21 protein-coding genes are annotated in these 22,837 nt (G+C 70.1%); 4 read left to right on the top strand and 17 right to left on the bottom strand.

Annotation, left to right across the window (positions count from 1 at the left end):
* Positions 1 to 33 precede the first annotated feature (33 nt).
* From ABGB01_RS25690 to ABGB01_RS25630, 13 genes are all read right to left on the bottom strand, one after another.
* Entirely contained in the window at positions 34 to 837 is an 804-nt protein-coding gene (locus ABGB01_RS25690) for an RNA methyltransferase (protein WP_347776093.1), read from the bottom strand.
* 128 nt (positions 838 to 965) lie between these two features.
* Positions 966 to 1,349: a 50S ribosomal protein L20 gene (gene rplT, locus ABGB01_RS25685; protein ID WP_132330207.1), complete on the bottom strand. Its 384-nt coding sequence runs from the start codon at positions 1,347 to 1,349 to the stop codon at positions 966 to 968.
* A 24-nt stretch (positions 1,350 to 1,373) separates the two neighbouring features.
* Positions 1,374 to 1,568 (bottom strand): 50S ribosomal protein L35, encoded by a 195-nt coding sequence (rpmI, locus tag ABGB01_RS25680; protein WP_132503691.1) that lies wholly within the window; start codon positions 1,566 to 1,568, stop codon positions 1,374 to 1,376.
* A gap of 126 nt (positions 1,569 to 1,694) precedes the next feature.
* On the bottom strand, positions 1,695 to 2,282 hold the full coding sequence (infC, locus tag ABGB01_RS25675) for a translation initiation factor IF-3 (protein ID WP_220447161.1): 588 nt from the start codon (positions 2,280 to 2,282) through the stop codon (positions 1,695 to 1,697).
* A 481-nt stretch (positions 2,283 to 2,763) separates the two neighbouring features.
* Positions 2,764 to 3,606 (bottom strand): shikimate dehydrogenase, encoded by an 843-nt coding sequence (locus tag ABGB01_RS25670; RefSeq protein ID WP_347776092.1) that lies wholly within the window; start codon positions 3,604 to 3,606, stop codon positions 2,764 to 2,766.
* A 185-nt stretch (positions 3,607 to 3,791) separates the two neighbouring features.
* A complete protein-coding gene (mltG, locus tag ABGB01_RS25665; RefSeq protein ID WP_347776091.1) occupies positions 3,792 to 4,955 on the bottom strand; it encodes an endolytic transglycosylase MltG in 1,164 nt (387 codons plus the stop codon).
* A 211-nt stretch (positions 4,956 to 5,166) separates the two neighbouring features.
* Positions 5,167 to 6,444: an endolytic transglycosylase MltG gene (gene mltG / locus ABGB01_RS25660; protein ID WP_347776090.1), complete on the bottom strand. Its 1,278-nt coding sequence runs from the start codon at positions 6,442 to 6,444 to the stop codon at positions 5,167 to 5,169.
* A 121-nt stretch (positions 6,445 to 6,565) separates the two neighbouring features.
* On the bottom strand, positions 6,566 to 7,045 hold the full coding sequence (ruvX, locus tag ABGB01_RS25655) for a Holliday junction resolvase RuvX (RefSeq protein ID WP_132339202.1): 480 nt from the start codon (positions 7,043 to 7,045) through the stop codon (positions 6,566 to 6,568).
* 10 nt (positions 7,046 to 7,055) lie between these two features.
* Positions 7,056 to 9,731: an alanine--tRNA ligase gene (gene alaS / locus ABGB01_RS25650; RefSeq protein WP_347776089.1), complete on the bottom strand. Its 2,676-nt coding sequence runs from the start codon at positions 9,729 to 9,731 to the stop codon at positions 7,056 to 7,058.
* A gap of 29 nt (positions 9,732 to 9,760) precedes the next feature.
* Complete coding sequence (locus ABGB01_RS25645; protein ID WP_347776088.1) at positions 9,761 to 9,991, bottom strand: hypothetical protein; 231 nt, start codon at positions 9,989 to 9,991, stop codon at positions 9,761 to 9,763.
* Entirely contained in the window at positions 9,988 to 10,389 is a 402-nt protein-coding gene (locus ABGB01_RS25640; RefSeq protein ID WP_347776087.1) for a DUF948 domain-containing protein, read from the bottom strand. Before ABGB01_RS25640 ends, ABGB01_RS25645 begins: the two co-directional genes overlap by 4 nt.
* A gap of 85 nt (positions 10,390 to 10,474) precedes the next feature.
* Positions 10,475 to 10,609 carry a hypothetical protein gene (locus ABGB01_RS25635; RefSeq protein ID WP_347776086.1) on the bottom strand — a complete coding sequence of 45 codons (135 nt, stop codon included), beginning with the start codon at positions 10,607 to 10,609 and terminating at the stop codon, positions 10,475 to 10,477.
* A gap of 39 nt (positions 10,610 to 10,648) precedes the next feature.
* Complete coding sequence (locus ABGB01_RS25630; protein WP_347776085.1) at positions 10,649 to 11,950, bottom strand: replication-associated recombination protein A; 1,302 nt, start codon at positions 11,948 to 11,950, stop codon at positions 10,649 to 10,651.
* 223 nt (positions 11,951 to 12,173) lie between these two features.
* Here ABGB01_RS25630 and ABGB01_RS25625 point away from each other — a divergent pair, with 223 nt between their 5' ends.
* The gene (locus ABGB01_RS25625; RefSeq protein WP_347776084.1) at positions 12,174 to 13,067 is read left to right on the top strand and encodes a peptidylprolyl isomerase; all 894 of its coding nucleotides are present in this window, start codon (positions 12,174 to 12,176) and stop codon (positions 13,065 to 13,067) included.
* A 62-nt stretch (positions 13,068 to 13,129) separates the two neighbouring features.
* Here the strand turns inward: ABGB01_RS25625 and aspS are convergent, their stop codons facing one another.
* The 3 genes from aspS to ABGB01_RS25610 form a co-directional block, all read right to left on the bottom strand.
* The gene (aspS, locus tag ABGB01_RS25620; protein WP_347648911.1) at positions 13,130 to 14,875 is read right to left on the bottom strand and encodes an aspartate--tRNA ligase; all 1,746 of its coding nucleotides are present in this window, start codon (positions 14,873 to 14,875) and stop codon (positions 13,130 to 13,132) included.
* 207 nt (positions 14,876 to 15,082) lie between these two features.
* The gene (hisS, locus tag ABGB01_RS25615; RefSeq protein ID WP_347776083.1) at positions 15,083 to 16,342 is read right to left on the bottom strand and encodes a histidine--tRNA ligase; all 1,260 of its coding nucleotides are present in this window, start codon (positions 16,340 to 16,342) and stop codon (positions 15,083 to 15,085) included.
* Positions 16,342 to 17,022 (bottom strand): MBL fold metallo-hydrolase, encoded by a 681-nt coding sequence (locus tag ABGB01_RS25610; RefSeq protein WP_347621229.1) that lies wholly within the window; start codon positions 17,020 to 17,022, stop codon positions 16,342 to 16,344. Before ABGB01_RS25610 ends, hisS begins: the two co-directional genes overlap by 1 nt.
* 138 nt (positions 17,023 to 17,160) lie before the next feature.
* On the opposite strand from ABGB01_RS25610, the gene ABGB01_RS25605 reads away from it, so the two are divergent.
* The 3 genes from ABGB01_RS25605 (at position 17,161) to ABGB01_RS25595 (ending at position 20,482) form a co-directional block, all read left to right on the top strand.
* Entirely contained in the window at positions 17,161 to 18,030 is an 870-nt protein-coding gene (locus tag ABGB01_RS25605; RefSeq protein ID WP_347776082.1) for a peptidylprolyl isomerase, read from the top strand.
* A gap of 62 nt (positions 18,031 to 18,092) precedes the next feature.
* Positions 18,093 to 19,322, top strand: coding sequence for a DUF349 domain-containing protein (locus ABGB01_RS25600; RefSeq protein ID WP_347776081.1), 1,230 nt, complete (start codon positions 18,093 to 18,095; stop codon positions 19,320 to 19,322).
* Between the two features lie 71 nt (positions 19,323 to 19,393).
* Positions 19,394 to 20,482 (top strand): cupin domain-containing protein, encoded by a 1,089-nt coding sequence (locus ABGB01_RS25595; protein ID WP_347776080.1) that lies wholly within the window; start codon positions 19,394 to 19,396, stop codon positions 20,480 to 20,482.
* 61 nt (positions 20,483 to 20,543) lie between these two features.
* Here ABGB01_RS25595 and ABGB01_RS25590 read toward each other — a convergent pair whose 3' ends face one another.
* Positions 20,544 to 22,736, bottom strand: coding sequence for a bifunctional (p)ppGpp synthetase/guanosine-3',5'-bis(diphosphate) 3'-pyrophosphohydrolase (locus tag ABGB01_RS25590; protein ID WP_347621225.1), 2,193 nt, complete (start codon positions 22,734 to 22,736; stop codon positions 20,544 to 20,546).
* Between the last annotated feature and the right edge of the window lie 101 nt (positions 22,737 to 22,837).

Raw genomic sequence — 22,837 nt, 5'->3', positions numbered from 1 at the left:
CTACATCGCCGACAATAGCGGGTTTCCCGCCGCCTAGGACACTCGCTGAGCCCTGGCGGAAGAGTAAAGGCACACCGCCGCCGCGGTGGCCAGGTTGAGACTTTCAGCCTGTCCGTAGATGGGCACTCTGACCACATCGTCCGCCTCGGCGAGGATCTCCTCCGGCAGACCCCAGGCCTCGTTGCCGAAGATCCACGCGGTGGGGCCGGACAGATCGACGTCGTCGAGCGTGCGCTTGCCCGTGCCGTCGGCCGCCAGCACGCGCAGCCCTCGCTCCTTGAGGTGACGCACAGCGGCACCCACCGGAGCACCGATGACGACGGGAAGATGGAAAAGACTGCCCGCGCTGGCGCGTACGCACTTGCCGTTGTACGGGTCGACGGAGGCGTCGGTGAAGATCACCGTGTCGGCCCCGGCGGCGTCGGCGGCGCGCATGACGGTGCCGGCGTTGCCCGGATCGCGCACGTGCGCGAGCATCGCCACCAGGCGCGGCGTGCCCTCCAGGGCCTGCTCCAGGGGGACGTGCACGAGCCCGCAGACCGCCACCAGCCCTTGCGGGGTCACGGTCTGGGAGAGCTCCGACATGACCTCGCCACTGGCCCGGTGCACGGGGACGCCCTTGAGGGCGGCCTCGGTGATCAGCTCGGGGTGGCGCAGCTCGGCCTCGGCCGTGCTGAACAGCTCGAGGGTCACGCCGTCGAGCTTGAGCGCCTCGCGCACCGCCTGCGGCCCTTCGGCCAGGAATCTACGGTCCTGCTCCCTGAAGGCCCGCTTGGTGAGCCGCCGGGCCGCCTTGACCCTCGGCGACCGCACGTTGGTCAGCTCGGACCCCGCCATGCTCTCCCCCACGCCCTTGCCCACGTCCGATGGGCCGCGTCCCGCGGCCCGCGCGCTGGACGCGCTTCGTGTGCGTCCACAGCAAAGGGCCCACCGTCATCGGTGGGCCCTCGTTCAAAGCAACTGCCTCAGCCCGCGGCCGGAGCGTTCACGTCGGCCGGGAGCGCCTTCTTGGCGGCCTCCACGAGCGTGGCGAAGGTCTGGCTGTCGTTGACCGCGAGGTCGGCGAGGATCTTGCGGTCGACCTCGATGTTGGCCAGGCGCAGACCCTGGATGAGACGGTTGTAGGTCAGGCCGTTCTGGCGGGCGGCGGCGTTGATCCGCTGGATCCACAGACGGCGGAACGCACCCTTACGGTCCTTGCGGTCCCGGTAGGCGTACGTCATCGAGTGGAGCATCTGCTCCTTGGCCTTGCGGTAGAGACGCGACCGCTGGCCACGGTAACCGCTCGCCCTCTCGAGGACGACCTTGCGCTTCTTCTTGGCGTTGAGCGCCCGCTTCACGCGTGCCATGATTCTTCTCCCCGGGGGTTCGCGCTACTTGGCGAGCAGCTTCTTGATCTTCTTGTGGTCGGCGTCGGAAAGGACGACCTCGTTCTTGAGACGGCGCGTCAACGTGGACGACTTCCACTCGTTGTAGTGCGCGCGATTGGCACGGCGACGCTTGATCTTGCCGGTGCCGGTGAGCCGGAACCGCTTCTTCGCACCGCTGTGCGTCTTCATCTTCGGCATGTCGCCGTCTCTCCTCGTTTCGGTCGTGCCACTGGCCGGGCCGGTGCTGGCCGACCCGGTAGCGGCGTCTTCGTCTGCCGGTGGCTTGGCTGGGGCCGCGCTTGTAAGGCTAACCCCAACTGCGGGTCACGCTTCCTGTGTGGAAGGCTCCTCGCCGCCACGCTGTGCCTTGGCTGCGGCCTTTTCGGCCTTGGCCTCGGCTTTCTTCTTGTGCGGACCGATCACCATGATCATGTTACGGCCGTCCTGCTTGGCGTGGGACTCCACGAAGCCGAGCTCCTGGACGTCGTCCGCCAGCCGCTGCAGCAGCCGGAAGCCGAGCTCCGGCCGGGACTGCTCGCGGCCACGGAACATGATCGTGACTTTGACCTTGTCTCCCGCCTTGAGGAACCGCACCACGTGACCCTTCTTGGTCTCGTAGTCGTGCGGGTCGATCTTCGGCCGGAGCTTGATCTCCTTGATGATCGTGTGCGCCTGATTCTTGCGCGCCTCGCGCGCCTTCATCGCGGACTCGTACTTGAACTTGCCGTAGTCCATGAGCTTGCACACGGGCGGTCGAGCCGTTGCCGCGACCTCGACGAGGTCGAGGTCGGCTTCCTGGGCGAGCTTGAGCGCATCGTGAATGGAGACGATGCCGACCTGCTCGCCGTTCGGGCCCACGAGGCGAACCTCGGGAACTCGGATACGCTCGTTGATGCGGGGCTCAGTGCTGATGGGGCCTCCTAGGTTTGCGATCCCTACGTGCTCGTCGTGCCAAGAGCTTCTCGCGCTGCGAACGCGAAAAGCCCCGCACGTCGCGCATGCGGGGCCACTGAGCTCTGTGGCTTCGTGGCCTCGAGCTCCCCGGAGTAGTCCGGCGTGATCCTGGACCCGGCCGCCTTCTGGCGACTCAGGTGGGAGGGAGACCTCCGCTTGCGCGTCCAGCAAGGCATGCCGGACCGATCAGAGAGCTACATTACCACAACCACCGAGCCTCCCCGAATCATCCCGACTGGCCGTCGCCTGCCGGTAAAGATGTGTCCAGGGGACGGCCAGGCGGCTCGAAGGCGACCACCGCCCGCTCAATCGTGCGGGCACGGCGCTGTGGGCTCGAGGTCGTACGGACGCGGTCTCCGTCCCCCGGTCACGGGCCGGGCCGTCGCTCGTGACGCGGCGCGGGCCGGGCCGTCGCTCGTGACGCGGCGCGGGCCGGTGGCTACGACCGCCGCAGCAGCTCGGCCTCCCCGGCTGCGCGCATGGCCTCGACCGGCACATCCGATCGGCCGGTCATCAGCTCCACCTGCCGCACCGCCTGGTGCAACAGCATCGCGAAGCCACTGACCACGGTGCCGCCCGCCTCCTTGACGGCTGCCGCCGCGCGGGTCGGCCAGGGCGAGTAGACCACGTCGAAGAGCGCAGGCACCCGCGCCAGCCGGTCGGCGAAGGCGTCGGCGGCGCCGCCGGGCAGCGTGGACACCACCAGATCCACCCACGTCGCCGCCTCGATCTTGTCGAACGTCTCCACCTCCAGCGACACACCCAGCCGCTCCGCGACCTGCGCCGTCTCCCCCGCCCGCGCGGGATCACGCACGAGCAGGGTCGCCTGGAACAGCCCGAGATCGCGCAACGCCGCCAGCGTGGAGGCCGCCGTGGCTCCTCCACCGAGCACGGCCGCCGAGCCCGGCGCGGCCACCCCGGCCTCGGCCAGCGCCTGCTTGATGCCATGGACGTCGGTGTTGTCGCCGTGCCGGAGACCGTCTCGGAACACCACGGTGTTGGCGCCGCCGACCTCGACGGCCACCTCGGACACCGTGTCGAGCAGCGGCAGCACGGCCCGCTTGAGCGGCATGGTCAGCGACAAGCCCGCCCAGGCGTCACCGCCACCGGACTCCCGGCCCCGCACCGGCACCAGCTCGGCCAGCAGCCCCGGCAGCCGCGCCTCGTCGCACTCGAACGCCTCGTAGCTCCACCCGTCGAGCCGCATCGCCTGGTAGGCGGCCCGGTGCAGGTAGGGCGAGAGCGAATGGCCGATGGGAGATCCCAGCACCGCAGCCCGCATCCACACTCCTTCACCCACGAACACGACGACCCTATCGCCCGCGCGTGGCGGCGCCGTACGACACGGGCCAGAGCCGAAGCTCACCTTGACGACCTTGGTCTGCGGCCGTCCGCCCCGGCCCGGGGTCCGGTCTTCGTACACGGCCGTCCACCCTCGGTGCGGGCGGACGGTGCCGGACGCAGAGGTCAGCCGCCGCAGCCGCCGTTGCTGCGGCACTCCGCGAGCAAGGCCTGACGCTCGGCCTCCGTGGTGGCGAACTTGGTCACGCTGCTCTTGAGGTCGGTGGCCACGAAGAACAGCCACGGGCCCTTGGCCGGGTTGAGTGCCGCCTCGATGGCGTGGTCACCCGGGTTGGAGATCGGGCCGGGCGGAAGCCCGTCGTACTTGTAGGTGTTGTAGCGGGACTTGGTCTGCAGCTCGGCGTGGGTGGCGTAGGTGCGGAACTTGCCGAGGGCGTACATCACCGTGCTGTCCATCCCCAGCTTCATCGGTGGCTTGCGGTCCAGCCGGTTGTAGATGACGCGGGCGATCTTCGGCATGTCCTCCGCGCGCCCGGCCTCGGCCTGGATGATGCTGGCGATGGTGATGATCTCGTGCGGGGTGTGCCCGAGGTCCCTGGCCCCGCTTTCGAGGTCGACCGACTTGGCCGTCTTCTTGTAGCGGTCGACCATGGCCGCGAGGATCTGCCGGGGCGTGGTCTTCGGCTGCACCTCGAACGTGGCGGGGAAGGCGTAGCCCTCCAGCTTGCCCTTGGCGTAGGACGGCAGGTCCAGGGCGTCGACGTCCTTGGCCGCGGCCTTGAACTCCTTGAGCGGCAGTCCGGTCTCCTTGGCGAGCGTGGCCAAGGTGTCGGACAGCCGCAGACCCTCCTTGATCGTCACCTTGGCGAGCAGCCGTTTCTTCGGGTCGAGCAGCGCCACGGCGTTCTCGGCCGACATGCGCTTGCGCAGTTTGTACGAGCCCGGTTGCAGCGAGGCGCTCGCGCCGGCGTTGGCGATCGCGTTGGTGAAGGCCCTGACGCTGGCCACGACGCCCTTGCTTTCCAGCTCCACCGCCACGTCGGAGGCGCTCTGGCCGCTCTTGATCTCGATGACGACCTCGCCGGCGCCCTGGCCGGTGTAGTCGTCGGGCACGAGCGCGTCGTTGAGCCACATGTAGCCGTAGTAGCCGCCACCGCCGATGATGCCGGCCAGCACCACGAAGGCGAGCAGTGGTGCGATGAACCGGCCGCGGTTACGGCGCCTGCGCCGCCTGCGGCTGTTGCCGCGCCTGCCGCCACGGCTGCGGCGCCGCGCGGGACCTTCGTCGTCCTCGGCGCCGAGCAAGGAGTTGAGATCGAGATCGCTCATGGGTTCGCTGGCCAATCTCCCGGCACGCCCGGCCAGGCGTCAAGCGGAACTGCCCAACCGGCTGGGGTCACCGAGCGGAACTGGGGGATCCGCCGGACGTGCTGCCACGGCCAGCGGAGATCACACTGGGTAGCCATGCTAAGGGACGGGAAGAGGACGCATGCCCCGTTTTGGGGCTTTTGCGCGGTGATAGCGGGGGGTCCACCGAACATCAGCTCGTCCCGAGGTTCTTGTTCAACTCTTCCCGGTATCTCACGAACTCGCTCTCTTTGTCGGTGAATTTGGTGATTCTATGTGCTGGATCAGTGGTGACAAACCAGTGCCAATCACCCTCCGCCGGGTGCAGCGCCGCCATCAGCGCCTTCTCTCCGGGGTTGGCGATGGGACCGGGCGGCAAGCCTTTGTGGCGATAGGTGTTGTAGGGAGAATCGACTTTGGTGTCGCTCTCCGTGATCCTCAGCGTCCGGCGATTCTGGGCGTACAGAACGGTGCTGTCGATCTCCAGCGGCGTGTCCTTCGCGAGGCGGTTGTAGATCACTCTGGCTATCTTGGGGTAGTCGGCGTCGGTGCCGCCCTCGGCCTGGATCAGGCTCGCCACCGTGACGGCCTCCAGCGGCGTCAGATGCACTTTCGCGGCCTCGGCCGCCAGGCCCACCTGCCGGGCGGCGGCGCGGAAGCGCTCCACCATCGCCGCCAGCACGTCGACCGCCGTGTCGCCCGGCTCGACCTCGTACGTCGCGGGGAACAGGAAACCCTCGATCCCCGGCGCGTAGTCAGGCAACCCGACAAGGGCACTGTCGACGCCCCGCAACTCCTTGAGCGGCAGCCCGGTCTGCTGGGCCACCCGGGCCAGCACCTCGGCCGCGCGCAGGCCCTCGGGCACGGTGACCCGCTTCACGATCCTGGACGAGGGCGCGAGCAGCAGATCGAGCGCCGCCCCCGCCGCCATGCCCTTGCGCATGCGGTAGTGGCCGGGACGCAGCCGCCCGGTCACCGCGCGGTCCTCCGACACCTTCACGAACGACCGCGCGCTGGCCACCACCCCGGCGTCGGCCAGCGTCGAGCCGATGGCCTCCGCGCTCGACCCGGGCGCGATGCGCACGGTCACCGAACCGCTGCCCGGCCCTTCGAAGTCGTCAGGACTGATGTACGGCTTGAGCACCGCGATGACTCCGGCACCCACGGCGACCAGCGAGACGAGCAGCCCGGTCGAGAGCAACCCTGCCCGGCGCAGAGCGCGGCGCCGCTGGGACGGCGGCCCGGCCTCCGCCCGGGAGCCCGCCCCCGAGCCCAGCACGGAACCCGGCTCCGAGCCCGCCCCAGACCCCGGCCCGGAGCCCGGCTCTGGGTTTGCCGCGGAAGCCGCTCGCGTCCCCGGTTCGGGAGCCTGGTGCGGCCGGGCGTCGCTCCCCCGGCCGATCATCGGCTCGGCGTCGTCGTCCGTGTCGCGGAACGGGATCACGTCGTCGTCTTCTGGCGTGCCGTTCACGAGGCCACCTCGCCACGCGCGCCCGTGACGGGAGCGCACCTTCGCTCCGCCGCAGCGGACCCCGCGCACGGGGCGGCCACGCATCCGCGCCGGTCACGGCAGGGGCCCGTCGATCGGCCGCTCATGAGGCAGGTCCGCCGGCCGCCGGTGGCGGTTCGACGGGCCTGCCTGGTGGTCTTTCCGTGGCGCGTTCGGAGTCGAGGGCATCCTGGAGCAGCACGACCGCGGCCGCCTGGTCGACGACGCCGCGCTGCTTCTTCGCCCGCACGCCGCTGGCTCTGAGCCCTTGCTGGGCGGTCACCGTGGTCAGCCGCTCGTCGAACAACCGCACCGGTGTCGGCGCCACCCGGGCAGCCAGGGCGGAGGCGAACTCGCGCGCCAGCGCGGCCGCCTGCCCCTCACGCCCCGACAGCGAGGTGGGCAACCCGACCACGACCTCGATCGCCTCATGCTCGGCGACGATCGCGGCGATGCGGTCGAGGGTGCCCTTGCCGCGTCTGACGGTCTCGACCGGCGTGGCCAGCATGCCCGAAGGGTCGCTGCGGGCCACGCCCACGCGTACGGAGCCGACGTCCACGCCGATCCGCGCACCGAATCTCATGCCGGCCGGGCTATCGACTGACCTGGTCAGCGACAGCCTGCTCGACCAGGCGCAGCGCGTCGCCGATCGCCTCCGGTCGCGTGCCGCCGCCTTGCGCGACATCGTCCTTGCCGCCACCGCCACCCCCAAGAGCCTTGGCGGCGACGCCGACCAGTTGCCCGGCTTTGAGCCCTTGCTCGCGCCCCGCCTCGTTGACCGCGGCAACCACCACGGGCCTGTCGGTGGGGGCGCCGGCGATCACGATGACCGCCGGTCTGTCGGCCGGGAACCTGCCACGCACATCAAGCGCGAGCTTACGCAGATCATCCGCGCCGGTGCCATCAGGCGCGCGGTGTGTCACCACGGAGACTCCTTGCAGGTCACGAGCCTGAGCGGCCAGGTCGCCCGCCACCTGGAGCACCTGGGCGGAGCGGAGCTTGTCGAGCTCCTTCTCGGCCGTGCGCAACCGGGTGACGATGCCGTCGATGCGCTCGGGAAGCTCTTCGCGGCGCGCCTTGAGCTGCTCGGTGAGCTGCGCGACCAGCACGCTCTCGCGCGCAAGGAAGCGGAAGGCGTCGATGCCGACGAGGGCCTCGACGCGGCGCACTCCGGCGCCGACGGACTGCTCGCCCAGCACCTTGACCAGGCCGAGCTGGCCGGAGCTGTGCACGTGGGTGCCACCGCACAGCTCACGGGAGTAGTCGCCGATCTCGACCACGCGGACCTCGTCGCCGTATTTCTCGCCGAACATCGCCAGCGCGCCCATCGCCCTGGCCTCCGCCTGGGAGGTGTAGAAGGCGTTGACCTGGAGGTCGTTGATGAGCACGGCGTTGACTTCGTCCTCGACATCGCGCAGCACGCTCTGCGGCACCGCGCCCGAGGCGGTGAAGTCGAAGCGGAAGCGGCCGGGTGAGTTTTCCGAGCCGGCCTGCGCCGCCGTCTCGCCGAGCGCGTTCTTGAAGCCGCGGTGAACGAGGTGGGTGGCGCTGTGGCTGCGTGAGATCGCGCGGCGGCGCTCGACGTCGATCTCCGCCTGTGCCTCGTCGCCGACCCTGATCTCGCCCTTGCGGACCTTGCCGCGGTGCACGACGAGCCCCGTGAGCGGCGACTGCACGTCGACGACCTCGACCTCCGCCCCGCTGGTGCGGATCACGCCCTGGTCGGCGAGCTGGCCGCCGCCCTCGGCGTAGAACGGGGTGCGCGCGAGCACGATCTCGACGCTCGAACCCGCGCCCGCCACCGGCACGGACGCCCCGTCGGCGAGGATGCCGACCACGCTGGTGTCGGCCTCGGTCTGGTCGTAGCCGAGGAAGTCGACCTTGCCCGACGCCTCGAGCAGTTGCCCGAAGACGGAGATGTCGGCGTTGCCGGTCTTCTTCGCCGCCGCGTCGGCCTTGGCCGCCTGCCGCTGCTCCTTCATGAGGCGGCGGAAGCCCTCCTCGTCGACCTTGAGCCCGTGCTCGGCCGCCATCTCCAGCGTCAGGTCGATGGGGAAGCCGTAGGTGTCGTGGAGCTTGAACGCCTGCTCGCCGGGGAGTGTCGTGGCCGACCTGCGCTTGGTCTCCTCGACCGCCACGTCGAAGATGGCCGTGCCGGTGCGCAGCGTGCCGAGGAAGGACGCCTCCTCGGCGTCGATGATGCCGTGGATCTGCGGCGCGTCCGCCTTGAGCTCGGGGTATTGCTCGCCCATGACGTTGATCGCGACGTCGGTCAGCTCGTGCATGTAGCGGTCGTCGCCGGAGCCGAGCAGGCGCAGGTTGCGCACCGTGCGGCGCAGGATGCGGCGCAGGACGTAGCCGCGGCCCTCGTTGCCGGGCAGGACGCCGTCGGCGACCAGCATGGTGCCGGTGCGCACGTGGTCGGCGATCACCCGCAGGCTGACGTCGGAACGGTGGTCGCGCCCGTAGCGGGTCTTGGTGAGCTCGGCCGCGCGGTCGAGGATCTTGTAGGTGGTGTCGATCTCGTAGAGGTTGTCGACGCCCTGCAGGATCGTCGCCATGCGCTCGAGGCCCATGCCGGTGTCGATGTTCTTCGAGGGCAGCTCGCCGGCCACGTCGAAGTCGACCTTGGAACGGACCTGGCTGAGCTGATACTGCATGAACACGAGGTTCCACACCTCGAGGTAGCGGTCCTCGTCGGCGACGGGGCCGCCCTCCTTGCCGTATTCGGGGCCGCGGTCGTAGTAGATCTCCGAGCACGGGCCGCCGGGCCCGGCCACGCCCATGTGCCAGTAGTTGTCCTCCAGGCCGCGGCGCTGGATGCGCTCCTCGGGCAGGCCGACGCTGTTACGCCAGATGTCGTACGCCTCGTCGTCGTCGAGGTAGACGGTCGCCCAGAGCCGGTCTTCGGGGAAGCCGAAGCCGCCGTCGGACTCGGACCTGGTGAGCAGCTCCCACGCGAACGGGATAACTTCGGCCTTGAAGTAGTCGCCGAAGGAGAAGTTGCCCAGCATCTGGAAGAAGGTGGCGTGCCGCGTGGTCTTGCCGACCTCTTCGATGTCGGGGGTGCGCACACACTTCTGCGCGGTGGCCAGCCGGGACGCCGGAGGCTTGCGCTGCCCCAGGAAGTACGGCTTGAACGGCACCATACCGGCAGGAACCAGGAGTAGCGTGGGGTCCTCAGCGATCAGGCTGGCCGAGGGCACTATCTTGTGCCCACGCTCCTCGAAGAAGCGCAGGAAGCGGCGGGCGATCTCTGCCGACTCCATGGTGGCCATCCTTTGCGTTGGTTGTGAAATCACTTGTGGTCATCAGCGTCGTCGAGCCCGAAGCGCGCCCGCAACTCTGTTTCGCGGCCGGCCGCCTCGCCGAGCGCGTCGGAAGTAAAGTCTCTCACCTGCCGGAGCATGCCCGCCGCGCCGTGGGCGGTGCGGCGGGCGACGTGGTCGGGGTGGAGCGCCTGCAGCCTGCGCATCACCCAGAAGGCGAGGAAGGCGCCGAGCGAGAGGTAGAACAGCCGCCTGATCATCTCGGCCGCCTCGGCGCCGTCCCCCGGGGCGCCCGCCTCGGCCTGGCCGGCGTGCGGGCCTCGATGGCGCGCCGCACGCCGTAGCCGAGCGACGAGACCTTGATCAGCGGCCCGGTGAAGATGGTCTGCGTCACCGCGCTGAGCTTGGCCGCGTGGCCGCTGACCTGCTTGACGTCTCTGGCGATGGCCTCGACGGCGACCAGCTGCCTGTTGGTCTCGTTGACCGTGACGCTCATGTCGTCGAGCAGCGGCGTCAGCCGGTTGTTGAGATCGGAGACCGCCTTGGTGGTCTCGGTGAGCAGCCTGGCGACCTTGACGAGCACCATGGCCAGCACGCAGACCAGGACTATCCAGCCCGTGGCCGCGATCAGCCCGGCGACCTCTCCAGCGGTAAGCATCCGCGCATCTCCCTCGTACGCTGGGCCGGAACGGCAAGACCCTATCGCGTTCGAGCGACCACATTAGTGGGGAAAGCGACCTTGATCAGGCCGCCACGTCGGCCCCCGGCACTTCCGTGACCGCCCGCGTGAGACCGCGTGCCGCCACGATCCCGGCCACGAGCCGCCGCTCCGGTATCAGCGGGAACGCCGACGCGCTCGCGGCGTGTCCCGCCGTCACTGCTGTAACCGTACATCCGCCGGGGCACGCTCGCGGACCTCAGGCGCCGCGCAGGAAGGCACGGATCCTGGCCCAGCGCTCGGCCACGGGCCCCTCGGCTCCGTGCCGGGTCGGCTCGTAGTAGCGCCTGTCGCGCACCTGCTCGGGGGCGTAGTCCTGGCGCACCAGCCCGTGGTCGAAGTCGTGGGGGTATTTGTAGCCGTCGCCGTGGCCCAGCTTGGCGGCGCCGGCGTAGTGGGCGTCGCGCAGGTGGCCGGGCACCTGGCCGATCAGGCCCTTGCGCACGTCTCCTATGGCCGCCCCGATGGCCTTGACGACCGCGTTGGACTTGGGCGCCGTCGCGCAGTGGATCACCGCCTGGGCGAGGTTGATCTGCCCCTCGGGCAGCCCGATGAGCTGCACCGCCTGCGCGGCGGCCACGGCGGTCTGCAGGCAGGTGGGGTCGGCCATGCCGACGTCCTCGGAGGCGAAGATGACGATGCGCCGGGCGATGAACCGGGGGTCCTCGCCGGCCTCGACCATGCGGGCGAGGTAGTGGAGCGCGGCGTCGGCGTCGGAACCGCGCATCGACTTGATGAAGGCGCTGATCACGTCGTAGTGCTGGTCGCCCTGCCGGTCGTAGCGTACGGCGGCCTTGTCGACGGCCTTCTCCACCACCTCGACGGTGATGTCGTCGCCCAGCAGCGCCGCCGCCTCCAGATAGGTCAGCGACCGGCGCGCGTCGCCGCCCGCGAGGCGTACGAGATGCTCCAGGGCCTCCGGCGCCAGCGTCGCGCGCCCGCCCAGGCCGCGCGGGTCGGACACCGCCCGCTCCAGCACCGCGCGGACGTCGTCGTCGGTCAGGGACTCCAGCGTGAGGAGCAGCGAGCGGGACAGCAGCGGTGAGATGACCGAGAAGAACGGGTTTTCCGTGGTGGCGCCGATGAACGTGACCCAGCGGTTCTCCACGGCGGGCAGCAGCGCGTCCTGCTGGGCCTTGTTGAAGCGGTGCACCTCGTCGACGAACAGCACCGTCTGCCGGCCGGTCATGCCCAGCTCGCGCCGGGCGTTGTCGATGGCCGCCCGCACGTCCTTGACGCCCGCCGACACGGCGGAGATCTCGACGAAGCGGCGCTTGGTGACGTTGGAGACCACGTAGGCGAGGGTCGTCTTGCCGGTGCCCGGCGGCCCCCACAAGAACAGCGACATGGGCGCCTCGCTCTCGACCAGGCGCCGCAGGGGGGTGCCGGAGCCGAGCAGGTGCCGCTGGCCGATCACCTCGTCGAGGGTGCGCGGGCGCATGCGCACCGCGAGCGGCTGCGGCGTGGCCTCCTCAGCCGCCGAATCGAACAGGCTGTCCACAACGCGAGGTTACAGGGTCCGCCGGGCCGCGAAGCCCGCGCGGCGGCGGTCCGCGCCCCTGCCACGCAGGTCATGGGGAACGCGGGCGAGGCGACGGCGGTGTGCAGCGATCACACCCGTCGCATCCAGCGGCTTTCGCCACTTACGTCCGGCACATATCGGAGGCCGGTAGCATGCGCGGAGTTGTTTGGTCATGCGTGGGCAAAAGCGAGAGGACATAGCGGTGAGCGGCGACGACCGCCAGAACGAAGAAGACCGCCAGAGAGAGCTGGCGCGGGAGCACAAGGAACGGCAGATCAAGCGCGCCGCCGACCAGACCTCCAAGGGGAGGCGGAACACCTTCCTCGGCGCCGGCGTGGCAGTGGTCGTGGTGGCGGGCGGGATCTACGCCGCGACCACGATGGTCGACAAGGACCCCGGCGAGGCCACGGCGCAGAGCACCCCCTCCGCCAGCGCGTCCGTCACCCCGCCGACGACGCCGAGCCCGACCAAGACAGGTCCGGTGACCTGCACGTACAAGCGGGACAAGTCGCTCCCGCACAAGTTCGTCGGGCTGCCGGGCAAGAAGCCCGACATGAAGCTGAAGAAGATGACCGTCGCCACCAACCGCGGCAGCTTCACCGTCGACCTCATGACCGACGCGGCGCCGTGCGCGGTCAACTCGATGCGCTTCCTCGCCAAGAAGAAGTTCTACGACGACATGAAATGTCACCGGCTGGTCACACCCGACGTCGCCGGCGTGCACATGCTGCAGTGCGGCGACCCGCAGGCCAAGGCCGACGGCAAGAACCCGACCGACGGCCAGGGCACCGCGGGCTACGTCTACGCCGACGAGAACGCCGAGATCCCGCTGGGCAAGGGCGTGGTGTTCATGACCCAGCCCAGTGAGGCGGCGGGCCGCAACAACAGCCAGTTCGCCATCTCGCTGTCGGACGAGAACCTTCAGGTCGGCGCGGGCTACTCGGTCATCGGAACGGTCAGCGAGGGCATGGACATGCTGCTCGGGCTGGCCACGAGCGGGCAGGACCTGCTCCTCAACAACGCCGACATCACCGGCGACGGCGGCACCACCGCCCCCAAGAAGCCGGTGATCATCAAGAAGATCGCCTTCTCCTGACGGCTCGAAACGGGTGACGGCAGGCGCCGCGCGGCGCCTGCCGTCACCCGTTCTGCGGCCTGTTACGGCTTGGGCGGCGCGTCGACGCCCGCCTCCTTGCGCTGGCCGGCCGTGATCGGCGTGGGCGCGCCCGTGAGCGGGTCGAAGCCGGAGGCCGTCTTCGGGAACGCGATCACGTCACGGATCGACTCGCCACCGGACAGCAGCATGCAGATGCGGTCCCAGCCGTAGGCGATGCCGCCGTGCGGCGGCGGGCCGTACTTGAACGCCTCCAGCAGGAAGCCGAACTTGCTCTCCGCCTCCTCCTTGGAGATGCCGAGCACGTCGAACACGCGCTGCTGCATCTCGGCCCGGTGGATACGGATCGAGCCGCCGCCGATCTCCATGCCGTTGCAGACCATGTCGTACGCGTAGGCCAGTGCCTCACCCGGGTGGTCCTGGAAGTTGTCGGCCCACTCCGGCTTCGGCCCGGTGAACGGGTGGTGCACGGCCGTCCAGCCGCCCTCGCCGCCGGACTCATCGGACACAGGCTCGAACATGGGCGCGTCGACGACCCACAGGAACGACCACTGCGACTCGTCGATGAGGTCGCAGCGACGCCCGATCTCCAGCCGGGCCGCGCCCAGCAGGTCGCGCGCGGCGTTCCTGGCGCCCGCGGCGAAGAACACCGCGTCACCGGGCTTGGCCCCGACCTTGCCGGCCAGCCCGGAGATCTCCGCCTCCGACAGGTTCTTCGCGACCGGGCCGCCGAGCGTGCCGTCCTCCTGGACGAGCACGTAGGCCAGGCCCTTGGCGCCTCGCGAGCGGGCCCACTCCTGCCAGCCGTCGAGCTCCTTACGGGTCTGCGAGGCTCCGCCGGGCATGACGACGGCGCCGACGTAGTCGGCCTGGAAGACGCGGAAAGAGGTGCCGGAGAAGTAGGCGGTCATCTCGACGAGCTCCTGGCCGAAGCGCAGGTCCGGCTTGTCGGAGCCGTAGCGGTCCATCGCCTCCGCGTACGTCATGCGCGGCAGCGGCGTCGGAAGTTCGTAGCCGGCGATCTCCTTCCAGAGCCGGCCGATCAGCGTCTCGCCGACCTGGATCACGTCCTCCTGGTCGACGAAGGACATCTCGACGTCGATCTGGGTGAACTCCGGCTGCCGGTCGGCCCGCAGATCCTCGTCGCGGTAGCACTTGGCCAGCTGGTAGTAGCGCTCCAGCCCGGCCACCTGCAGCAGCTGCTTGAACAGCTGGGGCGACTGCGGCAGCGCGTACCAGTTGCCGGGCTGCAGGCGCACCGGGACCAGGAAGTCACGCGCGCCCTCAGGCGTGGAACGGGTCAGCGTCGGCGTCTCGACGTAGACGAAGCCGAGCTCGTGCATCACCTCGTTGGCGAGGTAGGTGGCCTTGGACCGGGTGCGCATCGCCGTGGCGACCTGCTGGCGGCGGATGTCGAGATAGCGGTATTTGAGCCGCGCCTCCTCCGACACCCCCACGCTGCCCTCGATGGGGAACGGCAGCGGCGCCGACTCGCTGAGCACCTCGACCCGGTCGGCCACCACCTCGATCGCGCCGGTGGGCAGGTCGGGGTTCTCGTTGCCCTCGGGGCGCACCCTGACCTGGCCGACGACCTGCACGCAGTATTCGGCGCGCAGGTCGTGGGCGTGGTCCTCCTCGCGGAAGACCACCTGCGCCGAGCCGGAGGCGTCACGCAGGTCGATGAAGACGACGCCGCCGTGGTCACGGCGGCGGGCCACCCATCCTGCGAGCGTCACCTGCTGCCCGGCGTGCTCCTCACGGAGCGACCCGGCGGTATGCGTGCGGATCACTGCACTTTCCCTTCGTACGGATAGGAGGGGCGAAGGGACGGCGGCGACCCGGCACGTGCCGGCCGGAGGATCACCGCGCCTTCCCTTCACACGGATGGAAGAGGCGAACGGACGGCGGCGACCCGGCATCAGCCTGCCGGCGGATCACCGCGCCTTCCCTTCGCACGGGCAGGAGAGACCACGAAGCGACGGCGACGACCCGGCCGGTCACCGCACCTTCCCCTTCAGAACGTCGACGACCTGGGCCAGCGGCACCTCGGTCTGCTCGGCGTCGGTCAGGTTTTTCACCTGCACGACCTCGGCCGCGAGGTCACGCTCGCCCAGGATCAGCGCGAACGCGGCACCCGAGCGGTCGGCGCCCTTCATCGCGCCCTTGAGCCCCTTGCCGCCGAAGGCCATGTCGGCGCTGACGCCCGCCGCGCGCAACTCGCTGACGATCAGGAACATCCGGCGGCGGGCCTCTTCGCCCAGCGGGACACCGTACACCTGGACGCGCGACTGCGCGTGGTCGTCCAGCAGCCCCTCGGCCTCCATGGCCAGGAACGTGCGGTCGACCCCGAGCGCCCACCCGACGCCGGGCAGCGGCGGGCCGTCGAGCATCTCGCTCAGCCCGTCGTAACGCCCGCCGCCCCCGACGGCCGACTGGGAGCCGAGCCCGCCGTGGACGAACTCGAACGTGGTGCGCGTGTAGTAGTCGAGCCCCCGCACCAGCCGCGGGTCGTCGTCGAACGCGACCCCGGACGCGGCCAGCAGCGAACGGACCTCCTCGTGGTAGGCCTTGCAGGCCGCGCACAGGTGGTCGACCACCAAGGGCGCGCCGGTGAGCTGGGCCTGGACCTCGGGGCGCTTGTCGTCGAGCACCCGCAGCGGGTTGATCTCGATGCGGGCCCTGGTGTCGGCGTCGAGGTCGAGGCCGCGCAGGAACTCCTGCAGCGCCGCCCGGTAGGCGGGCCTGCAGGCCTTGTCGCCGAGCGAGTTGAGCAGCAGCGTGACGTTCTTGAGGCCGAGCGAGGCGAACCCGCGGGCGCCGAGCAGGATGAGCTCGGCGTCGAGCGCCGGGTCCTCCGACCCGAGGGCCTCGGCGCCCACCTGCCAGAAGTGGCGGTAGCGGCCCTTCTGGGCCCGCTCGTAGCGGAACTGACTGCCGGAATACCACAACTTCACGGGGAGCTGGCCGGCGTGCAGGTTGTGCTGCAGCACCGCGCGCACGACGGAGGCCGTGCCCTCGGGGCGCAGCGTCAGGGAACGGCCCGCCTTGTCGGGGAAGGTGTACATCTCCTTGGAGACGATGTCGGTCGACTCGCCTACGCCCCTGGCGAACAGCTGGGTGTCCTCGAAGACAGGCGTCTCGATGTAGCCGTAGCCCGCTCCGCGCAGCGGCGCGGCGAGAGCCTCGCGTACGGCGAGAACCCGCTCGGAGCGGGGAGGCAGCCAGTCGAAGGTGCCTTTCGGTGCTTGGAAGCTCATTAGATCCCTCGTGTGGGACCGGCGTGCGGCGCCGCCTCTTTCAGGTATGGGTTGACGGCGCGCTCGCGGCCCATCGTTGTCTGTGGTCCGTGGCCCGGCAGGACGACCGTATCGTCCGGCAGCGGCAGACACTTGGTGGCAAGGCTGCGCAGAATCGTGGCGTAGTCGCCGCCGGGAAGGTCAGATCGGCCGATGGAGCCGGCGAACAGCAGGTCGCCCGAGAACATGACCTCGTCGCCGGGCGACCGGAAGCTCACCGACCCCCTGGTATGGCCCGGGGTGTGGTCGACCACGAGCTCGAGGCCGGCGAGCCGGAGCACGGCGCCGTCGGACAGCTCGCGCACGTCGTCGGGCTCGCTCAGCGTCAGGCCGCCGAACAGCTGGGCGCTCGTGTCGGACCAGCCGGCGGCGGGGTCGCTGAGCAGGTGGCGGTCGTCGGGGTGGATCCACGCGGGGACGTCACGCGCGCCGCAGACCGGAGCCACCGACCAGACGTGGTCGAGGTGGCCGTGGGTGAGCAGGACCGCGACCGGCTTGAGCCGGTGCTCGCGCAGCAGCTCGTCGACGCCCTCGGTCGCGTCCTGGCCGGGATCGACGATCACGCACTCCTCGCCGGCGGCAGGCGCGACGACGTAACAATTGGTCTGGAAGGCCCCTGCGGGGAAGCCGGCGATGAGCATCTGCCTCAGGTGATCTCGTCGAAAAGCCAATGGGAATGTAACCGAAGGGTACCGGTGCGGGTCGCCGGGCTGCGAATCATTACCCATTGGCCGATACGATTCGCCCACCTCAGTTGATTCACTATGGGAGGCAAAGCGGTGGCCACGGGGAAGGACCGGCAGAAGCAGCTGGCGCGTGAGCACTACGAGCGGCAGATGCAGCGCCGTCTCGAGCGCGAGCAGAAGGCCAGGCGCACGGCGATCATCGGCTCCACCATGGGCGTGGTGATCGTGGTCGGCGGCATCGTGGCCGCGATCGCGTTCATGGGCGGCGGTGACACGCCGACGGACGCGGCCGCGTCCCCCACGGCGACGCCCCAGGACACCGCCTCGGCGGCGGAGTCCACGGGGCCCAAGCCCTACGACGCGGCGGCGGGCACGTGCGACTACGCCGCCGACAAGACCGGCGGTCAGGTCAAGGACGTCGGCATGCCGCCGAAGAAGGTGAAGACCAAACCGGCGACGAAGACGATGACGTTCGAGACCAACCGCGGCGACATCGTGATCGAGCTCGACAACGCCAAGGCGCCGTGCACGACCAACTCGCTCGAGCACCTGGCCAAGAAGAACTACTACGACGGCAGCAAGTGCCACCGGCTGGGCAGCGACCAGTTCCCGATGCTGCAGTGCGGCGACCCGTTCGCCAAGGCCGACGGCAAGAGCCAGGACGGCTCGGGCGGCCCCGGCTACGTCATGGCCGAGGAGAACCTGGAGGGTGCCACGTACAAGCGGGGTGTGATGGCGATGGCCAAGACCCAGGCGCCCGGCACCACGGGCAGCCAGTTCTTCCTGGTTTTCGGAGACATCAACCTCCCCCCGCAATACACGCCGGTGGGTACGATCACCAAGGGGCTGGACATCCTGGACAAGGTGAACAAAGCAGGCGTCGTCGCAGACGCGGGAGACGGGACCGGAGCGCCGAAGCAAAGCGTCGAAATCAAAGACGTGACATTCGCCGGCAAGAGCTGACGTAATACAAACTAGGGACGAAGTAGTCCCGAAGGGTCTGATGGATAGTGCGGGAGGACACGGTGAGCACCGACCCGTGGGGCCGGGTAGACGACGACGGCACCGTCTACGTGCGTACGGCTGAGGGAGAGCGAGCCGTCGGGTCCTGGCAGGCCGGTGAACCCGAAGAGGCACTGGCCTACTTCCATCGCAAGTACGACGAGCTGGCCGGTCAGGTCCAGCTGCTCGAACAGCGCGTCAGGAGCACCGACCTGGCTCCGGCACAGGCCGAGGCGAGCATCGTCAAGCTGCGCGAGGCCGTCGCCGACGCCCACGCGATCGGCGACCTCGCCGCGCTGACGGCCAGGCTCGACGGCCTGACGGAGCTGGTCGCCCAGCGCCGCGAGGAGGTCAAGGCCGCTCGCGAGCAGGCGCGGGCCGAGGCCAGGGCGGTCAAGGAACGCATCGTCGCCGAGGCCGAACGCATCGCCGACGAGACCACCCACTGGAAGTCCGGCGGCGAGCGGCTGCGCCAGCTCATCGAGGAGTGGAAGGCCGCCGACCGCATCGACCGGGTCACCGAGGCCGCGCTGTGGAAGCGGCTGTCGGCCGCCCGCACGGCGTTCGCCAAGCGCCGCAAGCAGTACTTCGCGGGGCTCGACGAGCAGCGCGAGGAGGTGCGCGCGGCCAAGGAGCGCATCGTCGCCGAGGCCGAGGCGCTGTCCGACTCGACCGACTGGGGCGGCACCGCGGCGATCTACCGCGACCTGATGCAACAGTGGAAGAGCGCCGGCCGGGCCTCGCGCGAGGCGGAGGACGAGCTCTGGGCCCGCTTCAAGAGCGCCCAGGACCAGTTCTTCCAGGCCCGTTCCGCCGTGTTCGCCGAGCGCGACGCCTCGCTCGCGGCCAACGCCGCGGTCAAGGAGCAACTGCTCGCCGAGGCGGAGAAGATCCTCCCCGTCACCGACGCACGCACGGCCAGGGCGGCGCTGCGGCACATCCTGGAGCGCTGGGAGGCCGCCGGCCCCGTGCCGCGCGACCAGCGCGACCGGCTCGAAGGCGGGCTGCGCAAGGTCGACGACGCGGTGCGCAAGGCCGAGGACGCCGAGTGGAAGCGTTCCAACCCCGAGGCGAGGGCCCGCGCCCAGAGCACGGTCGACCAGCTGCGCACCTCCATCGACCAGCTGGAGAAGCGGCTGTCCAAGGCGCAGGCCGCCGGGCGCGCCAAGGACGTCAAGGAGGCCGAGGAGGCGCTGACCGCCCGCCGGTCGTGGCTGGAGGAGGCCGAGCGCACGCTGGCCGAGTTCAGCTGAGCCACGCCCCCTGCGGAGCAGGACGCCGAATCGGGCGGCGCGCGCCGGCACCTGGGATCTAGGCTGACGGCATGGATCCCGTCACCGACGCGCGCGCCCTGGTCGAGGAGATGTTCCCGGGGGCTCTGTACGCCTTCGTCGGCGGCAGCGTGCTCACCGAGCGCCGCACCAGCACCTCCGATCTCGACGTCGTGGTGGTGCTCGACGGCCTGGCCGCCCCCTACCGCGAGTCGCTGCGCTGGCGCGGGTGGCCGGTGGAGTTGTTCGTGCACAGCGAGACCAGCCTGCGCGCCTACTTCGACAAGGACTTCGGCAGGCGCAGGCCGAGCCTGGCGCGCATGTGCGCGGAGGGCGCGGTGCTGGCCGACAGGACGGGCGGGCGGGCCAGCGACCTGCAGAGCGTGCTCGGCGAGCGCCTGGCCGCAGGGCCCGGCGGGCTGACGCCCGACCAGGCCGAGCGGGCCCGCTACGTGCTGTCCGATCTGCTCGACGACCTGGCGGGCGTCACCGACGCCGGCGAACAGGCGTTCATCCGCTGGGAGGTGGTCCAGGAGGCCGCCAGGACCGCGCTGGGCGTGGGGCGCAGGTGGCAGGGAAGCGGCAAGTGGCTGCTGCGCGAGCTGCGCGCGCACGACCCCGAGCTGGCCGGCGAGCTGCTCGCCGCGCACGACGACCCCGTACGCCTGGCCGCCGTCGCCTCGAGCGTGCTGGAGGGGGCCGGAGGGCGGCTCTGGGAGGGCTACCGGACCGAGGGCGACCCGTTCCACCAGCCGCTGCGTCACATGCCCGCCGGCGGGCTCTCGGGCGATACGGCGCAGAGCTCCGGCATGCGCCGGCTGGCCGCCATCAGCGGCGCCACGGCCGGCTCCACGCGGTTGTGGATGGGCCAGACGCACGTCGCGCCCGCCACCCGCTCGTCCGACCACCACCACGGGGCGTCCGAGACGGCCATCTACGTGGTCAGCGGCACGCCGGCGTTCGTCTTCCTGGAGGACGCCAAGGAGGTGCGCATCGAGGCGGGCCCGGGCGACTACATCTACGTTCCGCCGTACGTGCCCCACCGGGAGGAGAATCCGGACCCGTCACAGGAGGCGGTGGTGGTGATCGCCCGCAGCACCCAGGAGGCGATCGTGGTCAACCTGCCCGGCCTGGCGGGCTGAGCGCCCGTCCGACCGCCCCGTCCGACCGCCCCGTCCGACCGCCCCGTCCGACCGCCCCGGCTCAGCCGCCCGCGCCGCTCACCCGGTAGACGTCGAAGACGCCCTGGATGCCGCGTACGGCCTTCAGCACGTGCCCCAGGTGCTTGGGGTCGCCCATCTCGAACGTGAACTTGCTGACCGCCACCCGGTCGCGCGAGGTCGTCACCGAGGCGCTGAGGATGTTGACGTGCTGGTCGGAGAGCGTACGCGTGACGTCGGACAGCAGTCGCGGCCGGTCGAGCGCCTCGACCTGGATGGCCACCAGGAAGACGCTGTCGTCGCTCGGCGACCAGCTGACCTCCACCAGCCGGTCGGGCTGTGCCTTGAGCTGCTGCACGTTGGTGCAGTCGCCGCGGTGCACCGACACCCCGTGGCCGCGGGTGACGAAGCCGACGATCTCGTCGCCGGGCACCGGGGTGCAGCACTTCGACAGGCGTACCCACACGTCGGCGTCGCCCGCGACGACCACGCCCGCGCCGCCACCGCCCCGGGGACGGCCGCGCAGCCGCGTCGGCAGCGAGGTCTCGGCGATGTCCTCCTCGGCGCTGTCGACGCCGCCGATCGAGGCCACGAGCTTCTGCACGACGTTCTGGGCCGCGACGTGCCCCTCGCCCACGGCCGCGTAGAGGGCGGACACGTCGGGATAGCGCAGGTCGCGGGCCAGCGCCAGCAGCGCCTCGCCGGACATCAGCCGCTGCAGCGGCAGGCCCTGCTTGCGCATGGCCCGCCCGATGGCCTCCTTGCCGGCCTCGATCGCGGTCTCGCGGCGCTCCTTGGAGAACCACTGCCTGATCTTGTTGCGGGCCCGGCCGGACTTGACGAACTTCAGCCAGTCGCGCGAAGGGCCGGCGTCGGGCGACTTGGAGGTGAAGATCTCCACCGTGTCGCCGTTGCCGAGCCGCGACTCCAGCGGCACCAGCCGCCCGTTGACCCGCGCGCCGATGCAGCGATGACCTACCTCGGTGTGCACGGCGTAGGCGAAGTCGACTGGCGTGGCCCCCTCGGGCAGCGCGATGACCTGCCCTTTCGGGGTGAAGACGTAGACCTCCGACACCGACAGGTCGAACCGCAGCGACTCGAGGAACTCGCCCGGGTCGGAGGTCTCCTTCTGCCAGTCGAGGAGCTGGCGCAACCAGGCCATGTCGCTGCCCGGCTTGACCTTGCCGGGAGGGCCGGGGCTGCCGACCTCCTCCTTGTATTTCCAGTGGGCGGCCACGCCGTATTCGGCCCTGTGGTGCATCGCGTGGGTGCGGATCTGCAGCTCCACCGGCTTGCCCTCGGGACCGATCACCGTCGTGTGCAGCGATTGGTACATGTTGAACTTGGGCATCGCGATGTAGTCTTTGAACCGCCCGGGCACCGGGTTCCACCGGGCGTGGATCGTGCCGAGGGCGGCATAGCAGTCGCGCACGCTGTCGACCAGCACGCGGATGCCCACCAGGTCATAGATGTCGTCGAACGCCACGTCGCGGGCGATCATCTTCTGGTAGACGGAGTAATAGTGCTTCGGCCGGCCCTTGACCACGGCGCGGATCTTGGCCTCGCGCAGGTCGCCGGAGACCTTCTCGATGACCTCCTGCAGGAAGAGGTCGCGGCGCGGCGCCCGCTCCGACACCATGCGCGCGATCTCGTCGTAGCGCTTGGGGTAGAGCATGGCGAAGGCCAGGTCTTCGAGCTCCCACTTGATGGTGTTCATGCCCAGGCGGTGGGCCAGCGGGGCGAAGATCTCCAGCGTCTCGCGCGACTTCTGGTGGCGCTTGTGCTCGGGCAGGTAGCGCATGGTGCGCATGTTGTGCAGCCGGTCGGCCAGCTTGATGATCAGCACGCGGATGTCGCGCGACATGGCGACGACCATCTTGCGCACGGTCTCGGCCTGCGCCGCGTCGCCGAACTTGACCTTGTCCAGCTTGGTGACGCCGTCGACCAGGGAGGCGATCGTCTCGCCGAAGTCGCCGCGCAGCTCGTCGAGGCTGTAGGCGGTGTCTTCCACCGTGTCGTGCAGCAGCGCCGCGCACAGAGTCTCGTCGTCGGTGCCGAGCTCGGCCAGGATCGTCGCCACCGCCAGCGGGTGGGTGATGTAGGGGTCGCCCGACTTCCGCTTCTGGTCACGGTGGTGGTAGGCCGCGACGTCGTAGGCACGCTCGATCAGACGCAGGTCGGCCTTGGGGTGGGTGGCGCGGACCGTACGGAACAACGGCTCCAGCACCGGGTTCATGGCCCCACCCCCAAACCGCCTTCGGCGCACCGCCGGCACGCCGGGCGCTTCGGCGTTGCCGGATTCGGTTACGTCGGGCGCGACCACATCACGGGGCACAC

Source organism: Nonomuraea sp. B5E05, from assembly GCF_039880665.1.
Taxonomy (GTDB): domain Bacteria; phylum Actinomycetota; class Actinomycetes; order Streptosporangiales; family Streptosporangiaceae; genus Nonomuraea.
This window is presented reverse-complemented; position numbering and strand designations above follow the sequence as displayed.

Excerpts from the sequence above, each read along its gene's own strand:
- ABGB01_RS25690 (WP_347776093.1), bottom strand. The coding sequence starts at position 837 with ATGGCGGGGTCCGAGCTGACCAACGTGCGGTCGCCGAGGGTCAAGGCG.
- rplT (WP_132330207.1), bottom strand. The coding sequence starts at position 1,349 with ATGGCACGCGTGAAGCGGGCGCTCAACGCCAAGAAGAAGCGCAAGGTC.
- rpmI (WP_132503691.1), bottom strand. The coding sequence starts at position 1,568 with ATGCCGAAGATGAAGACGCACAGCGGTGCGAAGAAGCGGTTCCGGCTC.
- ABGB01_RS25670 (WP_347776092.1), bottom strand. The coding sequence starts at position 3,606 with ATGCGGGCTGCGGTGCTGGGATCTCCCATCGGCCATTCGCTCTCGCCC.
- mltG (WP_347776091.1), bottom strand. The coding sequence starts at position 4,955 with ATGAGCGATCTCGATCTCAACTCCTTGCTCGGCGCCGAGGACGACGAA.
- ruvX (WP_132339202.1), bottom strand. The coding sequence starts at position 7,045 with ATGAGATTCGGTGCGCGGATCGGCGTGGACGTCGGCTCCGTACGCGTG.
- alaS (WP_347776089.1), bottom strand. The coding sequence starts at position 9,731 with ATGGAGTCGGCAGAGATCGCCCGCCGCTTCCTGCGCTTCTTCGAGGAG.
- ABGB01_RS25645 (WP_347776088.1), bottom strand. The coding sequence starts at position 9,991 with ATGATCAGGCGGCTGTTCTACCTCTCGCTCGGCGCCTTCCTCGCCTTC.
- ABGB01_RS25640 (WP_347776087.1), bottom strand. The coding sequence starts at position 10,389 with ATGCTTACCGCTGGAGAGGTCGCCGGGCTGATCGCGGCCACGGGCTGG.
- hisS (WP_347776083.1), bottom strand. The coding sequence starts at position 16,342 with ATGAGCTTCCAAGCACCGAAAGGCACCTTCGACTGGCTGCCTCCCCGC.
- ABGB01_RS25610 (WP_347621229.1), bottom strand. The coding sequence starts at position 17,022 with ATGCTCATCGCCGGCTTCCCCGCAGGGGCCTTCCAGACCAATTGTTAC.
- ABGB01_RS25595 (WP_347776080.1), top strand. The coding sequence starts at position 19,394 with ATGGATCCCGTCACCGACGCGCGCGCCCTGGTCGAGGAGATGTTCCCG.
- ABGB01_RS25590 (WP_347621225.1), bottom strand. The coding sequence starts at position 22,736 with ATGAACCCGGTGCTGGAGCCGTTGTTCCGTACGGTCCGCGCCACCCAC.